This window comes from Stenotrophomonas sp. RG-453 (assembly GCF_033843685.1).
Classification (GTDB): Bacteria; Pseudomonadota; Gammaproteobacteria; order Xanthomonadales; family Xanthomonadaceae; genus Stenotrophomonas; species Stenotrophomonas bentonitica_A.
In genome coordinates, this window is record NZ_JAMYED010000001.1 from 360,359 (window position 1) to 376,374 (window position 16,016).

13 protein-coding genes and 1 riboswitch are annotated in these 16,016 nt (G+C 67.6%); of the genes, 5 read left to right on the top strand and 8 right to left on the bottom strand.

Annotated features, from left to right (window positions below; genetic code table 11):
• Positions 1-188: 188 nt before the first annotated feature.
• The 3 genes from NJD74_RS01535 to NJD74_RS01545 form a co-directional block, all read right to left on the bottom strand.
• On the bottom strand, positions 189-827 hold the full coding sequence (locus tag NJD74_RS01535) for a hemolysin III family protein (RefSeq protein WP_026070085.1): 639 nt from the start codon (positions 825-827) through the stop codon (positions 189-191).
• 100 nt (positions 828-927) lie between these two features.
• Positions 928-2,532 carry a peptide chain release factor 3 gene (locus NJD74_RS01540; protein WP_070471339.1) on the bottom strand — a complete coding sequence of 535 codons (1,605 nt, stop codon included), beginning with the start codon at positions 2,530-2,532 and terminating at the stop codon, positions 928-930.
• A gap of 75 nt (positions 2,533-2,607) precedes the next feature.
• A complete protein-coding gene (locus NJD74_RS01545) occupies positions 2,608-3,510 on the bottom strand; it encodes a M23 family metallopeptidase (protein WP_319623515.1) in 903 nt (300 codons plus the stop codon).
• 117 nt (positions 3,511-3,627) lie between these two features.
• Positions 3,628-3,748, top strand: a riboswitch (SAM riboswitch).
• Positions 3,749-3,826: 78 nt separating this feature from the next.
• Here NJD74_RS01545 and NJD74_RS01550 point away from each other — a divergent pair.
• The 3 genes from NJD74_RS01550 to NJD74_RS01560 are packed head-to-tail and all read left to right on the top strand — an operon-like array spanning position 3,827 to position 7,163.
• The gene (locus NJD74_RS01550; RefSeq protein ID WP_319623516.1) at positions 3,827-4,858 is read left to right on the top strand and encodes a homoserine O-succinyltransferase; all 1,032 of its coding nucleotides are present in this window, start codon (positions 3,827-3,829) and stop codon (positions 4,856-4,858) included.
• Entirely contained in the window at positions 4,855-6,099 is a 1,245-nt protein-coding gene (locus NJD74_RS01555; protein ID WP_319623517.1) for an O-succinylhomoserine (thiol)-lyase, read from the top strand. Before NJD74_RS01550 ends, NJD74_RS01555 begins: the two co-directional genes overlap by 4 nt.
• Entirely contained in the window at positions 6,096-7,163 is a 1,068-nt protein-coding gene (locus NJD74_RS01560) for a homoserine dehydrogenase (protein WP_319623518.1), read from the top strand. The genes NJD74_RS01555 and NJD74_RS01560 overlap by 4 nt, the downstream gene beginning before the upstream one ends.
• Before the next feature lie 118 nt (positions 7,164-7,281).
• Here NJD74_RS01560 and NJD74_RS01565 read toward each other — a convergent pair whose 3' ends face one another.
• Together NJD74_RS01565 and NJD74_RS01570 are read right to left on the bottom strand one after the other, a co-directional pair.
• The gene (locus NJD74_RS01565) at positions 7,282-8,283 is read right to left on the bottom strand and encodes an alpha/beta hydrolase (protein WP_070471414.1); all 1,002 of its coding nucleotides are present in this window, start codon (positions 8,281-8,283) and stop codon (positions 7,282-7,284) included.
• 206 nt (positions 8,284-8,489) lie between these two features.
• A complete protein-coding gene (locus tag NJD74_RS01570) occupies positions 8,490-9,872 on the bottom strand; it encodes an L-serine ammonia-lyase (RefSeq protein ID WP_019185097.1) in 1,383 nt (460 codons plus the stop codon).
• Positions 9,873-9,969: 97 nt separating this feature from the next.
• Here NJD74_RS01570 and NJD74_RS01575 point away from each other — a divergent pair, with 97 nt between their 5' ends.
• Positions 9,970-10,188 (top strand): glutaredoxin family protein, encoded by a 219-nt coding sequence (locus NJD74_RS01575; RefSeq protein WP_319623617.1) that lies wholly within the window; start codon positions 9,970-9,972, stop codon positions 10,186-10,188.
• Between the two features lie 149 nt (positions 10,189-10,337).
• Here the strand turns inward: NJD74_RS01575 and NJD74_RS01580 are convergent, their stop codons facing one another.
• Genes NJD74_RS01580 through NJD74_RS01590 form a run of 3 tightly spaced genes read right to left on the bottom strand, consistent with a single transcriptional unit; the run spans position 10,338 to position 12,189 of the window.
• Positions 10,338-10,904 carry a YceI family protein gene (locus NJD74_RS01580; RefSeq protein ID WP_019186059.1) on the bottom strand — a complete coding sequence of 189 codons (567 nt, stop codon included), beginning with the start codon at positions 10,902-10,904 and terminating at the stop codon, positions 10,338-10,340.
• A gap of 2 nt (positions 10,905-10,906) precedes the next feature.
• On the bottom strand, positions 10,907-11,479 hold the full coding sequence (locus tag NJD74_RS01585) for a cytochrome b (RefSeq protein ID WP_019186060.1): 573 nt from the start codon (positions 11,477-11,479) through the stop codon (positions 10,907-10,909).
• Positions 11,476-12,189, bottom strand: a complete 714-nt coding sequence (locus NJD74_RS01590; protein ID WP_070471349.1) for a YceI family protein — start codon at positions 12,187-12,189, stop codon at positions 11,476-11,478. Before NJD74_RS01590 ends, NJD74_RS01585 begins: the two co-directional genes overlap by 4 nt.
• Before the next feature lie 195 nt (positions 12,190-12,384).
• Between NJD74_RS01590 and NJD74_RS01595 the strand changes: the two genes are divergently transcribed.
• Positions 12,385-15,933: an ATP-binding protein gene (locus NJD74_RS01595; RefSeq protein ID WP_319623519.1), complete on the top strand. Its 3,549-nt coding sequence runs from the start codon at positions 12,385-12,387 to the stop codon at positions 15,931-15,933.
• Positions 15,934-16,016: the final 83 nt, after the last annotated feature.

The following is a 16,016-nucleotide window of genomic DNA, read 5'->3' on the forward strand; positions in this document are numbered from 1 at the left end:
GGGACGGATTCACGGCGTGTCCCGCCGACCCACCCGTGCCGACCCCGCCTGGCGCATTCCTGACGCCCGAGTCGCTCTTGGTCTTGCTCTTGCCGTTGCTGTTGCCGTTGCCGTTGCCATTGCTAGTCCTAGTGCTAGTGCTCTCGCTGGTCCGGGTGCCGTCGCACTTGCCTGGCAGAAAACAGCACTCAGAGAATCTGCGCCGTCACCGCAACGAAGTGGCACACACTCCCGCCGATCACGAACAGATGCCAGATCGCATGCGAATACGGCACCGACTCCCGGTGATAGAACACCGTCCCCAACGTATAGAACACCCCGCCGGCCAGCAGCCATCCCAGCGTCCACGCATCCAGCGAGTTCCACATCGGCTTGATCGCCACCATCACCATCCAGCCCATCGCGATATAGATGATCGTCGACAGCAGCTTGAACCGCCCCGTATAGAACAACTTGAAGACCACCCCGAACAGCGCCAGCGCCCAGATCGCGGTGAACATTCCCCAGCCCCAGGGGCCGCGCAGGCCGATCAGCGTGAACGGCGTATACGTGCCGGCGATCAGCAGGTAGATCGCACAGTGATCGAACACCTTCAGCCGGCCCTTCGCGATCGGATGCTGGATCGCGTGGTAGAGCGTCGAGGCCGTGTACAACAGCAGCAATGCCACCCCGAACACGATCGCGCTGGCCAACTGCCAGCCGTCGCCATAGATGGCGGCCAGGGTGATCAGCACCGCACTACCGGCCAGTGCAGCGACGGCGCCAAGCCCGTGGGTCAGGGCGCTGGCGATTTCTTCTCGAACGGAAACGACAGAGGTCATGGCGATGATGGGAGATGCGGGGAGGGGGAGCCCGCTCTCCCCTATCATCGCCGCGATGGCGCGCGCATGCACGCGCGCCTGTTCAGCCGGCAGCGCGGTCGCGCGATCAGCCGACCGAGACGCTGTGCGCCGCTTCGCGCGTCGCCGCGAAGCGCACGTCCGGCGCACGTTCCTGCGCCAGCTGCAGATTGACACGGGTCGGTGCCAGGTACACCAGCTGCCCGGCGGCGTCGATGCTGAGGTTGCCCGCGTTCTTCTCGCGGAACTCTTCCAGCTTCTTTTCGTTGCTGCAGGTGACCCAGCGCGCCGTGGTCACGCTGACCGGCTCGAAGGTCGCTTCCACGCCGTACTCATCCTTCAGGCGGTATGCCGCCACATCGAACTGCAGCACACCCACCGCGCCCAGGATCAGGTCGTTGCTCATCAGCGGGCGGAAGAACTGGGTAGCACCCTCTTCGGACAGCTGCGCCAGGCCCTTCTGCAGCTGCTTGAGCTTGAGCGGATCGCGCAGGCGTGCGCGGCGGAACAGTTCCGGCGCGAAGTTCGGGATGCCCGTGAAGCTGACCGCTTCGCCTTCGGTGAAGGTGTCACCGATGGAGATCGTGCCGTGGTTGTGGATGCCGATCACATCGCCCGGCCAGGCCTCGGCGGCGATCTCGCGGTCGCTGGCCATGAAGGTCAGCGCGTTGGCCAGCTTCATTTCCTTGCCGGTGCGCACATGGAAGGTCTTCATGCCGGCCACGAAACGGCCTGAGCACACCCGCATGAACGCGACGCGGTCGCGGTGCTGCGGGTCCATGTTCGCCTGGATCTTGAACACGAAACCGGTCAGCTTGTTTTCCTCCGGCGCGATCACCCGGCCGGTGGTGGCGCGCGGCTGCGGCGAGGGCGCGTGCTCGACGAAGAAGTCCAGCAGCGGCTGCACGCCGAAGTTGTTCACGCCCGAACCGAAGAACACCGGCGTCTGCTTGCCGGCCAGGTAGGCCTCCACGTCGAAGGGATGGCTGGCGCCCTGCACCAGCTCCAGCTCGTCGCGCAGATCGGCCAGCATGCGCTCACCGATCTTCTCGGCCAGCCCGGGCGAATCGATCGAGGGGAAGATCGTCGAATCCTGGCGGGTGAAGTTGCGGCCCTGCTCATACAGGTGCACTTCGCCGCTGATCAGGTGGACCACGCCCTTCAGGCGCTGGCCCATGCCGATCGGCCAGGTCACGGGTGCGCACTGGATGCCCAGCACGCTTTCCACTTCATCCAGCAGATCGATCGGCTCCTTGCCCTCGCGGTCGAGCTTGTTGATGAAGGTCATGATCGGCGTGTCACGCAGCCGGCAGACTTCCATCAGCTTGATGGTGCGCTCTTCCACGCCCTTGGCGACGTCGATCACCATCAGCGCCGAGTCCACCGCGGTGAGCACGCGGTAGGTGTCCTCGCCGAAGTCGGCGTGGCCGGGGGTGTCGAGCAGGTTGACGATCTTGCCTTCGTACGGGAACTGCATCACCGAGGAGGTCACCGAGATGCCGCGCTCTTTTTCCAGCGCCATCCAGTCGGAGGTCGCATGGCGCGCGGCCTTGCGTCCCTTGACCGAACCGGCCATCTGGATCGCACCGCCGAACAGCAGCAGCTTTTCGGTCAGCGTGGTCTTGCCGGCGTCAGGGTGGGAAATGATGGCGAAGGTGCGGCGGCGCGCAGCTTCGGTAGCGACTTCGGACATGGCGTGACGCGCCCGCCCGGGGCGCTTTTCATGGAGATGAGCCGCCCAGTATAGCGGGGGCGGGCGTGGCCGGGGTCAGGGCAGGGCGGACGCCCCGGTCTCATCGGCGGTGCGGGCGAAGTGCAGCTCGCCCTGCGGGCTGACAATCCGGGCGGGAATCGAGCGCAGCCGCATCCCCGCATTGACCTGGACCGCGAAGTGCAGGTGCGGCGCGGCGCTGAAGCCGGTGTTGCCCGAGAGGCCGATGCGCTGCCCGGCCTGGACCTGCTGGCCCTGGCGGACCAGCGCGCCGTTGTGCTGCAGGTGGGCGTACACGGCCATGCTGCCGTCCTCGTGCAGCACCCGCACCAGGTTGGCCCGGCCCAGATCGTGGTCGCGGTCCTGCCCATTGCCCTGGAAACCGGCCTGGACCTGCATGACGGTTCCCGCCCGCGCCGCAAGCACGGCCGTGCCCTCGGGCAGCGCGAAGTCGATGGCGTCGCGGTTTTCCGCGTCGCCGTGGCTGAAACGGCCCTGCGGCGCCTGGCTGACTTTGATGCGGGCGGCGTCAAACGGCAGTTGGTAGGCCACGTCCTGCGGGCGGGCGGTGGGATCGCCGGGAACGGCGGTCAGCGCCAGCCGGATCGTCGTCGTGCCGGCCGGCGGCTGCACGTGGACCACCACGACGCTGGCCGAACCGGCCACCACGGTCTGCAGGGGGAGCCCGGGCAGGGCGGGGGCACCGGGTGAGGACGCCAGTGCCACCTGGACCGGCCCCGCCAGGCGGTTGTCGACGCGTGCCTGCCAACGGTCGCCTTCCCCCTCCAGGGTCAGCACCGCCAAGGCCGACGCATCTGCCTGGCCGGCCGGTTGGGCGGCGGTGGCGGGCGTCGGCCGGTCGATCCGCCAGCCGTCCCGCCAGTTCGCGCCCGGCCCGGCCCAGGCGTTCAGCGCCGGCAGGATCAACGCGGTCAGTACGGGCAGACGCAGGCAGCGCAAGGCATTCGCCGGTAAGCAGGGGAGTTGGAGTATGCGTGACTGATGATGATCTGGAATATATATCTCTTCATGCCGATGAAGGGATTGACATCAGCCAAAAGCGCTGGCATCGTGGCTGCACCATCGAGACCGGCAGAGGGACAGGCCCTTTGAAGCCGGGGCAGCCCGCAGACGCGAAAGCGACCTGCGTAGGTGCCAAATCCTGCGGAGACCGTTGGTGTCTTCCGAAAGATGGTTCGAACCGTGCACCGTGCGTGCGCTTCGAACGCGAGCTCCGCGAAAGCTCGATGGCCGTTTTCCTCCTTTGGATACCGCCATGAGCTTCGCCACCGCCGCCCCTGCCGCCACCGAAACTTTCGCCCCGCTCAGCGTCCCCGTCGACGCCGGGCTGAACGCCGTGCGCGGCGATATCGCGGCGGTGCTGTCGATGCGTCACGGTGGACCGCGACCGGTACGCCTGCGCTACGAAATCGTGGGCCGCGCCGAGGCGCCGGTGGTGGTGCTGGCCGGTGGCATCTCCGCCCACCGCCACGTGGCGGCCAATGCCGAATTCCCGGAGAAGGGCTGGGCCGAGGGCCTGGTGGCCGCAGGTCGCGCGCTGGATCCGGCCTCGCTGCGCATCCTGGCGTTCGATTTCATTGGTGCCGACGGCGCGCTGGACCTGCCGATCGATACTGCCGACCAGGCCGACGCGCTGGCCTTGCTGCTCGATCATCTCGGCATCGCCCGCCTGCAGTGCTTCGTCGGTTACTCCTACGGTGCGCTGGTTGGCCAGCAGTTCGCGCTCCGTCACCGCCAGCGCCTGCAGAAGCTGATCGCGGTGAGCGGCGCGCACCGCCCGCATCCGTATGCTGCCGCCTGGCGCGCGCTGCAGCGTCGCGCGGTCGCGCTGGGCCAGCTGCAGTGCGCCGAAAGCCACGGGCTGTCGCTGGCGCGCCAGTTCGCCATGCTCAGCTACCGCACGCCGGAAGAATTCGGCGAACGCTTCGACGCCGCGCCGGAAGTGGTCAACGGCCGCGTGCGCGTTGCCGCCGAAGACTATCTGGATGCCGCCGGTGCGCAGTACGTCGCCCGTACCCCGGTCGATGCCTACCTGCGCCTGTCCGAATCGATCGACCTGCACCGCATCGACCCGGCCGCCATCCAGGTGCCGACCGTCGTGGTTGCCGTGGAAGGCGATCGCCTGGTCCCGCTGGCCGACTGCGTCGGTCTGGTGGAAGGGCTGGGCCCGCGCGGCAGCCTGCGCGTGCTGCGCTCGCCGTATGGCCACGACGCCTTCCTGAAAGAAACCGATCGCATCGACGCGATCCTCGCCACCGCTTTTCGATCCCCCGGAGAAACCGCATGAGCCGTTCCGCTGGTACCGAGCCGTCCTGTAGCCGCGTCACCGCCGCCGTGCGTGCCGGCATCGACCGTGACACCGCCCATGGCGCGGTGACCCCGCCGATCGTGCTGTCCTCGAACTTCAGCTTCGATGGCTTCGGCAACAAGCGCCAGTACGACTACACGCGCAGCGGCAACCCCACCCGTGATCTGCTGGGTGAGGCGCTGGCCGAGCTGGAGGGGGGCGCCGGTGGCGTGATCACGTCCACCGGCATGGGCGCGATCAACCTGGTGCTCAATGCGCTGCTGCAGCCCGGCGATACCCTGGTGGTGCCGCATGATGCGTACGGCGGCAGCTGGCGCCTGTTCAACGCGCTGGCGAAGAAGGGCCATTTCGGCCTGATCACCGCCGACCTGACTGATCCGCGTTCGCTGGCCGATGCGCTGGCGCAGTCGCCGACGCTGGTGCTGATCGAAACCCCGTCCAACCCGCTGCTGCGCATCACCGACCTGCGCTTCGTCATCGATGCCGCGCACAAGGCCGGTGCCAAGGTCGTCGTCGACAACACCTTCCTGTCGCCGGCGCTGCAGCAGCCGATCAGCTTCGGTGCCGACCTGGTGCTGCACTCCACCACCAAGTACATCAACGGGCACAGCGATGTGGTCGGCGGCGCGGTGGTCGCGCGCGATCCGGCGGTGCACGAGCAGCTGGTGTGGTGGGCCAACGCACTGGGCCTGACCGGCTCGCCGTTCGATGCGTTCCTGACCCTGCGTGGCCTGCGCACGCTGGGTGCACGGCTGCGCGCGCACCAGGAAAACACGGTGGCCGTGGTCGATCTGCTCACCGCCAGCGATGCGGTGGCCAGCGTGTACTACCCCGGCCTGGCCGATCATCCCGGCCATGCCATCGCGGCGCGCCAGCAGAGCGGCTTCGGTGCGATGCTGTCCTTCGAACTGGCCTCGTGCCCGGGCGATGATCCGCACGCGGCGGTGCGCGCCTTCGTCGATGGCCTGCGCTGTTTCACCCTAGCCGAATCGCTGGGCGGCGTGGAAAGCCTGATCGCGCACCCGGCGACCATGACCCACGCGGCCATGACCCCGGAAGCGCGCGCGCATGCCGGCATCAGCGAAGGGCTGCTGCGCCTGTCGGTCGGCATTGAGTCGCCGGAAGACCTGGTGGCCGATCTGCAGGCCGGGCTGGAACGCGCCCAGGTCGTGATCGATCAGCACCGCGACGTGCAGCGCCGTAAACAGGTGGATGCATGAGCGCGGTGCTGAATCTGCCGCTGGTTGCCAACCGGAAACTGGCGCTGCTCGGCACCGGCACGGTCGGCACCGCTTTCGTGGAACGGTATGCCTCGTTGCAGCACCGTGGCGTCACGCTGCCGTCGTTTTCCTGGCTGGCCAATTCACGCACGGCGCGCACCTGCGAACAGGCCCCCGCGCACGAACTTGCCCAGGCCAACCTGGCCGCACGCGGTGCGGTGACACTGCAGCCCTGGGCGGAAGCCGAGGGCCTGCAGCGCGGTGACGTGGTGGTCGATGCGACGGCCAGTGACGAGGTCGCCAACTGGCACGAGCAGTGGCTGGCGCGTGGCGTGCACGTGGTGACCGCCAACAAGCTTGGCCAGGGGGCCCAGCTGGCCCGTGCCCAGGCCATCGCCGACAGCGGCCAGCAGGGCGACGCGCGCTACGGCGACAGTGCGACGGTCGGTGCTGGCCTGCCGTTGCTGAGCAGCCTGCGCGCACTGGTTGCCGGTGGCGACCGCATCCACCGCGTGGAAGGCGTGCTGTCCGGTTCGCTGGCGTGGCTGTTCCATCACTACGATGGCCAACGTCCGTTCTCCGCGTATGTGCGTGAGGCCGCCGACGCCGGTTACACCGAGCCGGACCCGCGCGTGGATCTCTCCGGTGAAGATGTCCGTCGCAAGCTGCTGATCCTGGCGCGCGCCAGCGGCATCGCACTGCGCGCCGAGCAGGTACAGGTCGCCTCGCTGGTACCGGATGCGCTCGCCGCGCTCCCGGCGGCGGATGCGGTGACCCGCCTGTCGCTGTTGGATGCGCCGCTGCAGCACTACTGGCAGCAGGCCAACGAGCAGGGTGGATGCCTGCGCTTCGTCGGTGGCTTCGATCACGACGGTGCGTCGGTCGGGCTGCGTGTACTGCCGCGCGACCATCCGCTGGCGGGCGGCGCGCAGACCGACAACCGGGTGGCGATTCATAGCGATCGGTATCACGCCCAGCCGCTGTTGATCCAGGGGCCGGGCGCCGGCGCGGAAGTCACCGCCGCCGCATTGCTGGACGACGTGCTGGCGATCGTGCGGGGCTGATTGCCGCGCGATCCCCCCAAGGCACGCGGTAGCGCCAGGGTGGTTGGCTGCGTCGGCGGATAATGGTGAGGACGGCTGCTGCCACGCATGGCGTGGCAGTACCGGGGTGGTGGGCAGGTCAGTCGTGTGGTGAGATTGCCTTCAGCAGTGCCGCATTGAATCGCGCAGGGTCCTGCACCTGCGGCGAGTGGCCCAGGTCCTCGAAGCTCACCAGGGTGGCGCCGGGAATCGCCGCGGCCGCCGCCTTGCCCAGCGCAGGGTAGTTGCCCAGCGTCGCTTTCAGGGCGGGCGGCGCCAGGTCACGGCCGATCGCGGTGCGGTCGGTCTGGCCGATGAACAAGGTGGTCGGGACCGTGAGTTTCGGCAGTTCATAGACGACGGGCTGGTTGAACACCATGTCCGAGGTCAGCGCCTGGCTCCACGCCACTGCCTGTTTGCCGGGGCCGTCGTACATGCGCGACTGCATGCGCACCCACTGCTCGTACTCGGGCTTCCACTGCCCGTTGTAATAAACGTCGAGCTGGTACTTCCTGATGCTGTCGAAGCTGGTCTTCAGCTCGCCTGCGTACCAGGCATCGATACTGCGCCACGGCACGCCCTTGGCCTTCCAGTCTTCCAGTCCGATCGGGTTGACCAGTGACAGGCTGAGCGCGCGCTGGGGATACATCAACGCGAAGCGTGCCGCCAACATGCCGCCCATTGAATGGCCGACGATGTGCAGCTTGCCCTCGCCGTAGCCCAGATGCTCCAGCAGCGCTTCGGTATTGGCGGCCAGCTGGCCGAACGAGTACTGGTAGCGTTCGGGCTTACTCGATTTGCAGAAGCCGATCTGGTCCGGGGCGATCACCCGGTAGCCGGCCGCGCTCAGTGCGGCGATGGTGTCCTTCCAGGTGGCCGCGCAGAAGTTCTTCCCATGCAGCAGCACGACCGTACCGGCGAACCCTTTGCCGCCGGCGGGCACGTCGATGTACGCCATCTCCAGCGGCTGGCGCTGGGACTCGAACCGGAAGATCTTGACCGGATAGGGGTAGTCGAAGCCTTCCAGCCGCGGGCCGTAGGTATCGGCGGCGAGGGTGGTCAGCGGCAGGCAGGCGAGCAGGGCGGCGGCCAGGATGCGCATGGCGGTCTCCATCGGGGGAAGTCCTGACTGTACCGGAGTGGCCGTGCAGGGGTGCCGACGATGCCACCGGGAGCAGCCGACCAACGGTCGGCTCTACATCCGAGCGATGTGCAGGGGTGCCGAACATCCGGGCGGTATGCGGGCGTGCCGATGAGGCCACCGGGAGCAGCCGACCAACGGTCGGCTCTACAGCCGGGGGCGGTGGATCAGCACTCGATGACGTTGACCGCCAGCCCGCCGCGGCTGGTTTCCTTGTACTTGTCCTGCATGTCGCGGCCGGTGTCGCGCATGGTCTTGATGACCTTGTCCAGCGAGACCTTGTGCTTGCCATCGCCGCGCATCGCCATGCGCGAGGCGTTGATCGCCTTGACCGCGCCCATCGCGTTGCGTTCGATGCAGGGGATCTGCACCAGGCCACCGATTGGATCGCAGGTCAGGCCGAGGTTGTGTTCCATGCCGATCTCGGCGGCATTCTCGATCTGGCTCGGGTTGCCGCCGAGCGCGGCGACCAAGCCGCCGGCGGCCATCGAGCAGGCCACGCCCACTTCACCCTGGCAGCCCACTTCGGCACCGGAGATCGAGGCATTTTCCTTGTACAGGATGCCGATCGCCGCCGAGGTCAGCAGGAAATCGAACACGCGCTGTTCGTTGGCACCGGGGCAGAAGCGGTCGAAGTAATGCAGCACGGCCGGCAGCACGCCGGCGGCGCCGTTGGTCGGGGCGGTGACCACGCGGCCACCGGCGGCGTTTTCTTCGTTCACCGCCAGCGCGTACAGGTTGACCCAGTCCAGCGTGGTCAGCGGATCGCGCATCGCCGCTTCGGGCTTGGAGGACAGCTCGCGGTACAGCGCCGGTGCGCGGCGGGAGACATGCAGGCCGCCGGGCAGGGTGCCTTCCTGGCGGATGCCGCGTGCCACGCAGGCCTGCATGGCGCTCCAGATTTCACGCAGGCTCTCGCGGATCTCGTCCTCGGTACGCCAGCACTTCTCGTTCTCGAACATCATCTGGGCGATGCTCAAGCCACTGCGTGCGGTCTGCGCAAGCAGCTCGTCGCCGCTCTTGAACGGATAGGGCAGCGGGGTTTCATCGGGCACGATCCGGTCATCGGCCGCATCGTCCTGGTTGACCACGAAGCCACCACCGACGGAGTAGTAGTCGCGCGTGGCGATCACCTGCTCATCGGCGCCGTAGGCGGTGAAGCGCATGCCGTTGGTGTGGTACGGCAGTTTCTGGCGCTTGTTCAGGCCCAGGTCGCGCTTCTCGTCGAAGGCGATCTCGTGCTGGCCCATCAGGCGGATCCGCTTGCTGCTGCGGATGCGCTCCAGGGTCTCCGGGATGATGTCCGGATCGATCAGGTTCGGGCGCTGGCCTTCCAGCCCGAGCAGCACGGCCTTGTCGGTGCCATGGCCACGGCCGGTCAGGGCCAGCGAACCGTAGACGTCGGCGCGGATGCGCACCACGTCCTGCAGATGGCCCGGATCGAGCAGCCAGCGGTGCACGAAACGTTCGGCAGCCTTCATCGGTCCCACGGTGTGGGAAGAACTCGGGCCAATGCCGATCTTGAAAACGTCGAACGTGCTGACAGCCATGATTGCCAAACTGCGGGTATCGGATGGAGCGCTATTCTATGCTGTCGCAGGCGCCAGCCTTGAGTGCGGCGCAACATTTTCCAAGGCGGGTGGGCCGGTGTTTACCTTGTTCCAGCGTGATGACTGCCATTTGTGCGACCAGGCCCTGGCGGTGCTGGCCCAGGCCCGGGTGGCCGATCTGGACAGTGTGTTCATCGATGACGATGCCGCGCTGGAGGCCCGCTACGGGCTCCGGGTGCCGGTGTTGCGCGATGCACGGGGCCGCGAGCTGGACTGGCCGTTCGATCTGCCCGCGGTAGAAGCTTGGATTCGGTAGAGCCGACCGTTGGTCGGCCGCCCTGGCGGCGATGACGTCCTGGCAGCCGACCAACGGTCGGCTCTACCGCGGGCGTCGTTGCTCTGGAGGCCGACCAACGGTCGGCTCTACCCGGTTTGGGCGAGCCGGCCGGCACCCGTCCGGTCGGGTTACTTTGCTTTGAGCACGACCTTCGTGCTGATCGCGGTCTCGTTCGGAATGGTCTTGGTATCGGCCCAGTCGCCGCCGCCCACGCCGAAGTCCAGGCGCTTGACCGTGGCCTTGCCGGCCAGCACGGGCTGCGCGCCCGGGGTCCAGGTGAAGGTCAGGGTGACCGGCTTGCTCACGCCGCGCAGTTCCAGCGTGCCGTCGGCGGCGTACTGGTTGTTGCCCAGCGAGCGGAACTTGGTGGCGCTGTACTTGGCCTGGGCGAACTTGCCCACGTTGAAGAAGTCCGCGCCCTGCAGGGTCGAATCGCGGTCGCTGTTGCCGCTCTTGGCGCTGGCCAGCGGAATGGTCACTTCCAGCTTGGCATCGTCCAGCTTGGCCGGATCGAAGCTGATCCTGGTGTCGAAGCCGGGGAAGGTGCCGGTAAACACTTCACCGTCGTACTTGGTGGCAAAGGCCAGCACCGAGCCGGGCGCCTGCACGTAATCGGCGGCCAGCACCGGGGCGGTGGCCAGCAGGCCAGCCAGGGCGGCGGCGACCGCGGCGGGAGAGGTGAGCTTGATGTTCATGGTCAATCCTTCTGGGGGGAGGCAAGCCAGCGCTGCGGGAGCATGCGCGCAAGCGTGGCATCGCGTTGGTAAAAATGGTGGTAAAGCGCAGCACTGGCATGGGCCACGACCACCGCGATCAGCAGCCAGAAGCCCCACTCGTGAATGGCGTGGGAGATCTGGGTGACACGTTCATCGGGCGGGCTGAGTTTGGGCACATCGACCAGGCCGAACCAACGGAACGGGCGCAGGCCGCTGGCGGAGTCGTACAGCCAGCCTGACAGCGGAATGGCGAACATCAGCACGTACAGCAGCCAGTGCGTGGCCGAGGCGATGCGTTCCTGCCAGGTTGGCGTGCCCGGCACCGGTTGCGGGGCGCCGGCGTACAGCCGCCACAGCAGCCGGGTCACCACCAGCGCCAGCACGGTGATGCCGATCGATTTGTGCATGGTGTAGACCCAGAAGTACTTCGGGGTTTTGGGCAGCTCGCCCATGGTCAGCCCGACGATGCCCAGGGCGAGGATCAGTACGGCGATGAGCCAGTGCAGGGTCTGGCTGACGCCGCCCCAGCGGGTCGGGGTGTTCTTGGCGGTCATGGCGTGGTCTCCTGGACCGGCTGTGGGGTATCTGAGTCGATCGGCGGGGCCGGAGTTCCCGGCACATCGGCAGGGGCAGGATCGCCCGGGTCGCTCGCGCTGCGATCGCGCACGGCCTCCGCTTCGATCCGCAGCAGCACCTCATCGCCGATCATCGAGGCCCAGCCATCCACGCCGAAGGCACTGCGGCTGAGTGTGGCGGTGGCCGAGAAGCCGGCGGTGCGGCGGAACGGCGGCAGCGGATGACGCTTGAGCGCGTTGAGGGTGACCGCCAGCGTGACCTCGCGGGTCACCCCGCGCACGGTGAGCTGGCCGATCACGTTGGCGTGGGTGGGATCGATCGGTTCGACCCGGGTCGAGACGAACCGCGCTTGCGGGAAACGCTCACCGTCGAGCAGATTGCGCGCCAGCGTGGCCTTGTTCCATTTGTCATCGCCCAGGTCCAGGCGCTGGATCGGCACGCTGACCTCCAGGCGTGCCGTGCGCCAGTCGTCCGGGTCGAACAACAGCACGCCTTCGCTGCCGGACACGGTGCCCAGTGCGTGGGAGAAGCCGGCATGCTCCACCGCGAACAGCACGCGGGTATGCACCGGGTCGAGGCGGTAGCTGTCGGGGGCGGCGATGGCGAGCAGCGGCAGGGCCGACAACAGCAGCGAAAGGGTCAGGCGCTTGAGCAAGGCGCTGGCTCCATGAGGGTCTGGGGCGATCATACGCACAGCCGTGTCATGGGATGCAGCGTCATGGCTGCAACAGATCGTGGTGCGGCCGACAACAGCACGGGGCGCCCGTGCCGTGTTCCCTGTGCAGGACGGAAACAGCCCGTTCCATCCACGGCCGTCGGCCCGGAATGCGGACACCGTCCTGATCGCTGTGTGACAATCCGCACCAACAGGGAGACCGGATCGATGAGCACGCGCCGCTGGGGTGCAGGCATCGTGCTGTTGGGGCTGTGGTTGTGCGCAGTGCCGTCAGTGTTGGAAGCCGCAGGGATATCGGCGGAAACGCCACGCTTGCGCCGCCTGGGCGCGGCCGAGGGCATGCCGTCGCGCATGGTGCTGGCCCTGGCCCAGGATCGCCAGGGCTACATCTGGGCCGGGACCGATGACGGCCTGGCCCGCGTGGACGGCGTCGGCCTGCGGGTCTGGCGCAATGATCCGGCCGACCCCGGCTCGCTTCCCGGCAACGAGGTGGAAACGCTGCTGATCGATCCGCTGGACCGCGTCTGGGTGGGCAGCAATGGCGCTGGCTTGGGCATGCTGGGTCCGGACAGGACGGCGTTCACCCGCTTTACCGCCCTGAGCGAGGCGTGCGAGGGCCAGTTCTGGTCGCTGGCCTATGCCGCGCAGTCGCTGTGGATCGGCACCAACCAGCACGGCATATGCCGGCGCAGCGAAGACGGGGCGCTGGTCAGGTACCAAGCCGACCCGAGCGATCCGCGCAGTCTGCCCGACAACACCATCTACACCCTGTTGGCCGATCCGCAGGGGCGGGTCTGGGTGGGGACCTCCAACGGTGTCGCCCGCTGGGATGGCGACGGTTTCACCCGGATCGCGCCGGCCCTGCTGGGCGGCAAGAGCGTGTTCCGCCTGACCCGCGAGCCCGATGGCACGGTCTGGGCGGGCACCGAAGGCGGGCTGTTCGAGATCGGTGCCGATGACCAGGCCCGTCCGGCGCCCTGGAAGCTCAGCGCCGATGTACGTGCGGCCACGGTGATCCACGACCGCAACGGCGGCTATTGGCTGGGCACGGCCGATGGTCTGTACCGCGGCGATGCCAGCACCGCGCGGCTGCTCGCCGGTGATGCCGGCAGTGGCTTCCTGACCGCGCGCAGTGGCGTGCTGGACATGCTGCAGGATCATGAAGGCGGCCTGTGGGTGGCGATGCTGACCCAGGGACTGGCCTACCTCCCACCGGACTGGAAGCGTTTCTCCAGCTGGTACCAGCTTGACGGCAAGCCGTTGGACAGTGTGTACCTGCTGGGCGCGGCAGCTGCGGGGGACGACTTCTACATTTCCGGCGCGCACGGGCTCTACCGTCTCGATGTGCAGGGGCAGCTGCGCCAGATCGCCGACGACAAACAGATCGGGGTGGGCGCGGCGTGGTCGCTGTTGCCCCGCGAGGACGGCGCCGTGTGGATCGGTCGCGCGGGCCGTCTGAATCTGTACCAGCCGGCCACCGGCACACTGCGCGAATGGAAGATCGGCGGTGGCGCCGATGTACGCCAGCGCATCGATCTGATCCGGCAGGCGCCGGATGGCGAGCTGTGGCTGTCGATCATGAACTTCGGCATCCAGCGCCGCGACGCCCGCGGCAACGTGCTCGATACGATCCGCAACGACCAGAACCGCGGGCTGACCGAAAATCCGGTCGAGCAGATGGTGTTCGATCCGCGCGGGCAGCTCTGGGTGATGGGCGACCAGATGGGGCTGATGCGGTGGCGCAACGACCGTTTCGAACAGGTGCCCGGGATTTCCCGCGGCAGCATCTACGATGCCGCCTGGACCGGCCCGGATGAACTCTGGCTGGCGCGCCAAGGCGCGCTGGAACGGTACCGCTGGGACGGGCTCAGCATGAGCCTGCGCGAACGCGTCGGCGCGGCCGAAGGGATGCCGGCGGTGTCGATGGGCGGGCTCGCGCTGGGCAGCCACGGGCAGGTATGGGCGACCACGCCACGCGGCCTGGTGTGCTGGCAGGGCAGCGAACGTCGATTGCGGCTGTATGGCGAACGCGACGGCTTGCCCGATGTGGAGTTCAGCAATCGCCCGCCCGTGCAGACACGCGACGGCCGGGTGCTGGCAGTGACCGCGACCGGGCTGGTTGGTTTCGATCCGGACGCGGCGGACATGCTGCTGCCGCCATCGCAGTTGGTGATCGACAGCGTGCAGGTGCGTCGTGACGATGCCGAGGGCCAGCAGATGCTGCCTCCGCAGGCACCGATCGTGCTGGGCCCGCAGGACCGCGACCTGATCGTGTCCGCGCGCCTGCTGTCGTTCGCCAACCCGCATGGCAACCGCTACCGCTACCGGGTGTCCGGCTATGACCAGAACTGGGTGATGCAGGCGGCCGATGGCGAGCGCCTGCTGTCGCGCCTGCCCGCCGGGCACTATCGCATCGAGGTGCAGGCCGCGACGCCGCAGGGCGCGTGGACGCCGCCCAGCACGCTGGACCTGGAGGTGCGCCCGCCATGGTGGCGCAGTGGCTGGGCGATCGTGGGCTATGTGCTGCTGGGCCTGATCGGGATCGCCGCGCTGGCGTACGTCGCACGTGCGCGCCTGCGCCGTCGCCAGCAATGGCAGCTGACGGTGCACAAACAACAGTTGGCCGAGCAGGCGTCACAGGCCAAGAGCCGGTTCCTCGCCACGCTGGGGCATGAAGTGCGCACGCCGATGACCGGTGTGCTGGGCATGAGCGAACTGCTGCTGTCCACCTCGCTGGATGACGTGCAGCGCGGCTACGCCGGCTCGATCCAGCATGCCGGCAAACACCTGCTGCGGCTGGTCAACGACGCGCTGGATCTGGCCCGCATCGAGGCTGGGCGACTGGAACTGGATCTGCGGCCGTTCGATCTGATGTCGTTGCTGGACCAGGTCGAGGCCTTGATGGAACCGATGGCCCATCACCGTGGCCTGGCCTTCGAGCGCAGCTTCAACCTGCCCGGTCCGGTGCAGGTCAGTGGCGACGAGATGCGCGTGCGCCAGATCCTGATGAACCTGCTCGGCAACGCGATCAAGTTCACCGAGCATGGCCATGTGGGCCTTGGCGTCGAGCTGCTCGACGGCGGGCGCGCGATCATCTTCGAGGTCTCCGATACGGGGCCGGGCATCAACCAGGACCAGCAGGAGCGGTTGTTCCACCGCTTCGAACAGGCCGATGGCCCTCGCACCGCATCGCGTTATGGCGGCAGCGGCCTGGGCCTGGCGATCTGCCAGGAACTGGCGGTGGCGATGGGCGGCCACATCCGGATCGACAGCCGGCTGGGCGATGGCGCCCGCTTCTCCGTTGAACTGCCGCTGCCGTGGACCGTGCAGTCGGCTGCGGCGTCGGGTGAAACCGGCCTGGAGACGCGCACGCAGCTGCCGCCCCTGCGCATCCTGCTGGTGGAGGACGATGCCACCGTGGCCGATGTGATCGCCGGGCTGCTGCGCACCCGTGGGCATGACGTGGTGCATGTGCTGCACGGCTTGGCGGCATTGTCCGAAGTCGCTGCGGGGAGCTTCGATGTCGGGTTGCTCGATCTGGATCTGCCGGCGCTGGATGGTATTGCCATTGCCGGACAGCTGCGCGCAATGGGCTATGAGCTTCCTTTGATCGCGGTGACCGCACGCTCGGATGCCTACGCCGAGCAGCAGGTGCGGGCGGCCGGATTCAACGGTTTCCTGCGCAAGCCGGTGACCGGTGACATGCTGATCGATGCGATCGTGCACGCCCGCGCCGGGAAGTCGCCGCGACACTGATCAGCCGAGGCCCTGTGCGCATCGGTGCGATCAATGCCATTCCTCGAAGTTTCTTTTTTGATCTGAAATTTCATTGATCGGAC

Excerpts from the sequence above, each read along its gene's own strand:
- NJD74_RS01540 (WP_070471339.1), bottom strand. The coding sequence starts at position 2,532 with ATGTCCGAAGTCGCTACCGAAGCTGCGCGCCGCCGCACCTTCGCCATC.
- NJD74_RS01585 (WP_019186060.1), bottom strand. The coding sequence starts at position 11,479 with ATGACCGCCAAGAACACCCCGACCCGCTGGGGCGGCGTCAGCCAGACC.
- NJD74_RS01550 (WP_319623516.1), top strand. The coding sequence starts at position 3,827 with ATGAGCTTCGCCACCGCCGCCCCTGCCGCCACCGAAACTTTCGCCCCG.
- NJD74_RS01595 (WP_319623519.1), top strand. The coding sequence starts at position 12,385 with ATGAGCACGCGCCGCTGGGGTGCAGGCATCGTGCTGTTGGGGCTGTGG.
- NJD74_RS01580 (WP_019186059.1), bottom strand. The coding sequence starts at position 10,904 with ATGAACATCAAGCTCACCTCTCCCGCCGCGGTCGCCGCCGCCCTGGCT.
- NJD74_RS01590 (WP_070471349.1), bottom strand. The coding sequence starts at position 12,189 with ATGATCGCCCCAGACCCTCATGGAGCCAGCGCCTTGCTCAAGCGCCTG.
- NJD74_RS01565 (WP_070471414.1), bottom strand. The coding sequence starts at position 8,283 with ATGCGCATCCTGGCCGCCGCCCTGCTCGCCTGCCTGCCGCTGACCACC.
- NJD74_RS01560 (WP_319623518.1), top strand. The coding sequence starts at position 6,096 with ATGAGCGCGGTGCTGAATCTGCCGCTGGTTGCCAACCGGAAACTGGCG.
- NJD74_RS01570 (WP_019185097.1), bottom strand. The coding sequence starts at position 9,872 with ATGGCTGTCAGCACGTTCGACGTTTTCAAGATCGGCATTGGCCCGAGT.
- NJD74_RS01555 (WP_319623517.1), top strand. The coding sequence starts at position 4,855 with ATGAGCCGTTCCGCTGGTACCGAGCCGTCCTGTAGCCGCGTCACCGCC.